The organism is Brevundimonas sp. CURTG3B2_SDJG, from assembly GCF_057364705.1.
In genome coordinates, this window is the sequence record NZ_JBNFOJ010000253.1 from 1 (window position 1) to 4,020 (window position 4,020).

General features: G+C 70.2%; 3 protein-coding genes. 1 reads left to right on the forward strand and 2 read right to left on the reverse strand.

Features of this window, described 5'->3' with window-relative positions; genetic code table 11:
- Nucleotides 1–552: TolC family protein (locus AC2W7C_RS14400; protein WP_486002044.1), on the forward strand; the 552-nt coding region annotated here is incomplete at its 5' end.
- A gap of 75 nt (nucleotides 553–627) precedes the next feature.
- Here the strand turns inward: AC2W7C_RS14400 and AC2W7C_RS14405 are convergent.
- Nucleotides 628–1,260 carry a hypothetical protein gene (locus AC2W7C_RS14405; protein ID WP_486002045.1) on the reverse strand — a complete coding sequence of 211 codons (633 nt, stop codon included), beginning with the start codon at nucleotides 1,258–1,260 and terminating at the stop codon, nucleotides 628–630.
- A 145-nt stretch (nucleotides 1,261–1,405) separates the two neighbouring features.
- On the reverse strand, nucleotides 1,406–4,020 hold a 2,615-nt coding region (locus tag AC2W7C_RS14410), incomplete at its 5' end, for a glutamate synthase-related protein (protein ID WP_486002046.1).

Consider the following 4,020-nt stretch of genomic DNA (forward strand, 5'->3'; position numbering starts at 1 on the left):
CGCCCCGACGTGCGCCAGGCCGAACGCAACCTGGCCGCCGCCGCGGCGCGGGTGAACGTGGCCACGGCCGACCTCTACCCGCGCATCAGCCTGGGCGGATCGCTGGGAGCCACGGCGGCCGACGCCGATGCGCTCGGCGACAACGAGAACTTCCGCTTCTCGTTCGGCCCGCTGATCAGCTGGTCGTTCCCGAACGTGTTCGCCGCCCGCGCGCGGATCGAACAGGCCAGCGCGGCGTCCGATGCGGCCCTGGCCACCTTCGACCAGACCGTCCTGGTGGCGCTTCAGGAAACCGAGACGGCCCTGGCCAACTACGCCAACGAACTGGACCGCCGCACGGCGCTCCGGTCCGCCCGCGACCAGGCCGCCAACGCCGCCCGCCTGTCACGCCTGCGTTTCGACGCGGGGGCCGACAGCTTCCTGACGGTCCTGGACGCCGAGCGCACCCTGGCGTCGGCCGACGCCCAGCTGGCGGCGTCCGAAGCCCTGGTCACCACCTACCAGATCGCCCTGTTCAAGGCGCTGGCGGGTGGATGGGGCGCTGAGGCCTGAGGCTTTCCGGCAAGCTGGAATGACGAAGGGGAGGTCGAGAGGCCTCCCCTTTTTATGCCGAGGCCCGAGGCTCGATCAGCGCATCGCGACGATCCATTCCCGCGCCCCGCCGAGGGTCACCTCCGCCCCGGTCCGCCCGCCGCTGAAGTCGCACGCCGCCGCTCCGTTGCTCGCCGCCCCGAAGTCGATGACTTCGCCCGCCCTGAAGCCGCCCGCCTGGATGTAGAATTTGGAGAAGGGCCTGCCGTCGATCACATAGTTGGGCATGCCTTCGACGAAGCTGGACAGCACTAGGCGTCCGTTGACCTCGACCGCCAAGCCGATGTTGGCGCGGATGTGAGGCTGATAGGCCTGAGTGATGATCCGGAAGGTTCCCGGCTGCATGCCCGGATGGGTTTGCCGATACGACATGCCAGGGGGAACCGACGCCGTCGCCGCGGCCGCGCCGGGAGCCAGGTCGACCGGTTGGGCTGCATGATTATGGCCCGAGGGCTGACCGACCTGGGGCCTGTTCGCGCCTCCGTCCTGCACGCAGGCGTGGAGCTGTCGTCCGACGTCGAAGACGGCGGTCGCGCCGGATGTCAGGCTGTGGGTCCCTAGGCTGTTGCTGTAGGCCCGACTGCCCATGAACTGGACGGGTTCCTGAAAGAGAAAGAAGTCCTGCGTCGAACTCGACTTGTTGACGACGGTGATCGTGAACCGGCTCATGGCGCTCCCCAGCTTCGCCCTCATTCCGGGCGTCGAACCAGGATAGGTTGAGTTGTTTCGCGAAACCAGTATCAGCGTTCATCGGATCTCGTTCAGAGCTTTGCGTCAGCGACGGCTCAGACCGATCATGTGCTATCGCGTGGCGTCACGCCCGCTTCGCGGTGACCGCCCAGGCCTCCTCCCGCGGCAGCACGTGCCGGAAGTTCGTCACCGCCGCCGCCCAGGTCTCCAGCAGCCGGCCCGCCAGCGGCGAACCGGTCTCCGCCGCATGCCGGGCCACCAGGACGCGGAGGCGTTCCGCCGCTTCGCCCATCACCACCCCTGAGACGACAGACGCCGTGTTCAGCCGCAGGTGCGCCTCGCCCTCGGGGTCGTGGATGAAGGCTTCGCCGCCGGACATGCCGGCGCCGAAATTCCAGCCGGTGGTCCCCAGGATCACTACCGCGCCGCCGGTCATGTATTCGCAGCCGTGAGCGCCGACGCCCTCAACCACGGCGGTGGCGCCCGAGTTGCGGACCGCGAAACGCTCGCCCGCCGCGCCCGCCGCGAACAGCCTGCCGCTGGTGGCGCCGTACAGACAGGTGTTGCCGATGACGGCGGCGCCCGCCTGCCAGTTCGGAGGCCGGACCACCACCTCGGCTCCGGACAGGCCCTTGCCGACATAGTCGTTGGCCTCGCCGTCCAACTCAATGCGCAGGCCCTTGACGCCCCAGGCGGCCAGCGACTGGCCGGCTGCGCCGCGCAGGTTCAGCGTCAGGTGGCCATCGGGCAGGCCTGACCCGTATTTGCGCACGATGTGCGAGGACAGCCGCGTGCCGATGGTCCGCTGGGTGTTGGCCACCGAATAGGTCAGTTGCATCTTCTCGCGCCGCTCCAGGAAGGGCGTGGCGTCGCGAACGATCTGGGCGTCCAGAGCGTCGGGCACGGCGTTGCGCGGCGCCTCGGCCGGGCGGCCGCCTTCCCCCTCGCCCACCCGCACCAGCAGCGGGTTCAGGTCCAGATCGTCCAGCTGGGCGCCGCCGCGCGACACCTGGCGTAGCAGGTCGGTGCGGCCCACCGCCTCGTCCAGCGAGCGCAGACCCAGCGACGCCAGAATCTCGCGCGTCTCCTCGGCGATGAAGCTGAACAGGTTGACCACCTTCTCGGGCGTGCCGGTGAACATGGCGCGCAGGCGCTCGTCCTGGACGCAGACGCCGACCGGACAGGTGTTGGAGTGGCACTGGCGGACCATCAGGCAGCCGACGGCGATCAGCGACGCCGTGCCGATGCCGAACTCCTCGGCGCCCAGCATGGCGGCGATGACCACGTCGCGGCCGGTGCGCACGCCGCCATCGGTGCGCAGGCGCACGTGGCCGCGCAGGCCGTTCAGGCTCAGCACCTGGTGGGCTTCCGACAGGCCCAGCTCCCACGGCATCCCGGCGTGCTTGATGGACGCCAGCGCCGAAGCGCCGGTGCCGCCGTTGTGGCCGGCGATCAGGATGATGTCCGCCTTGGCCTTGGCGACGCCCGCGGCCACCGCGCCGATGCCGGACTGGGCGACCAACTTGACCGTCACGCGGGCGTCCGGATTGATCTGCTTCAGGTCGTAGATGAGCTGGGCCAGGTCCTCGATGGAATAGATGTCGTGGTGGGGCGGCGGCGAGATCAGGCCCACGCCCGGCGTAGAGTGGCGCATGCGGGCGATGAACTCGGTGACCTTGAAGCCGGGCAATTGGCCGCCCTCGCCCGGCTTGGCGCCCTGGGCCACCTTGATCTCGATCTCGCGGCACTGGTTCAGGTATTCGGCCGTGACGCCGAAGCGGCCGGATGCGATCTGCTTGACCGCCGAGTTCGGGTTGTCGCCGTTCGGGCGCGGCGTGTAGCGCTCGGGATCCTCGCCGCCCTCGCCCGAGACCGAGCGGGCGCCGATGCGGTTCATGGCGATGTTCAGCGTCTCGTGCGCCTCAGGACTGAGGGCGCCCAGCGACATGCCGGGGGTGACGAAGCGCTTGCGGATCTCGTTGACGCTCTCGATCTCCTCGATCGGGATCGGCGTCGCCTCGCGGAAATCCAGCAGGTCGCGCAGCGCCACCGCCGGCAGCTCGCGGGCCCGGCGGCTGTAGGCCTTGAAGCGCCTGTAGTCATTGCGGGTGGTCGCGTCCTGGAGCCGGTGGATCATCTCGGCGTCCCAGGCGTGGGTCTCCTCGCCGGCCCGGATCCGATGCGCGCCCCCGATGCGCAGGGACGCCCGGTCCGAGGCGAAGGCGCGTCGCGCCCGCGCCACCGCCTGCCCCTCGATGCCGGCTAGGCCGACGCCCGAGATGCGCGAGGTCATGCCCGGGAAGAACTCCGCCACCAGGGCGCGGCTCAGGCCCAGCGCCTCGAACTCGCAGGCGCCGCGATAGGCCGAGATGACCGAGATGCCCTTCTTGGCCAGGATCTTCATCAGCCCGGCCTCGACCGCGGCTTTATGATTCAGGCAGGCGTCGCGCAGGCTCAGGCCCGGATAGCGCCCGCCCTCCAGCCGATCCAGGAAGCTCTCCTGCGCCAGCCAGGCGTTGACCGCCGTGGCCCCGCAGCCGACCAGGACGGCGAAGGCGTGGGCGTCGATCGCCTCGGCCGAGCGGACCACCAGCGAGCAGTAGGTGCGCAGACCCTCGTCCACCAGCCGCCCATGGACGGCGGCGACGGCCAGGATCATCGGGATCAGCGGACGCCCCTCGCCCGCCCGTTCGTCGGTCAGGACGATCAGGCCGCGCCGCCGCGGCCGCCCGCCGACCG

Bases quoted from the DNA above. Each gene is read 5' to 3' on its own strand.
- AC2W7C_RS14405 (WP_486002045.1), bottom strand. From the start codon at position 1,260: ATGAGCCGGTTCACGATCACCGTCGTCAACAAGTCGAGTTCGACGCAG.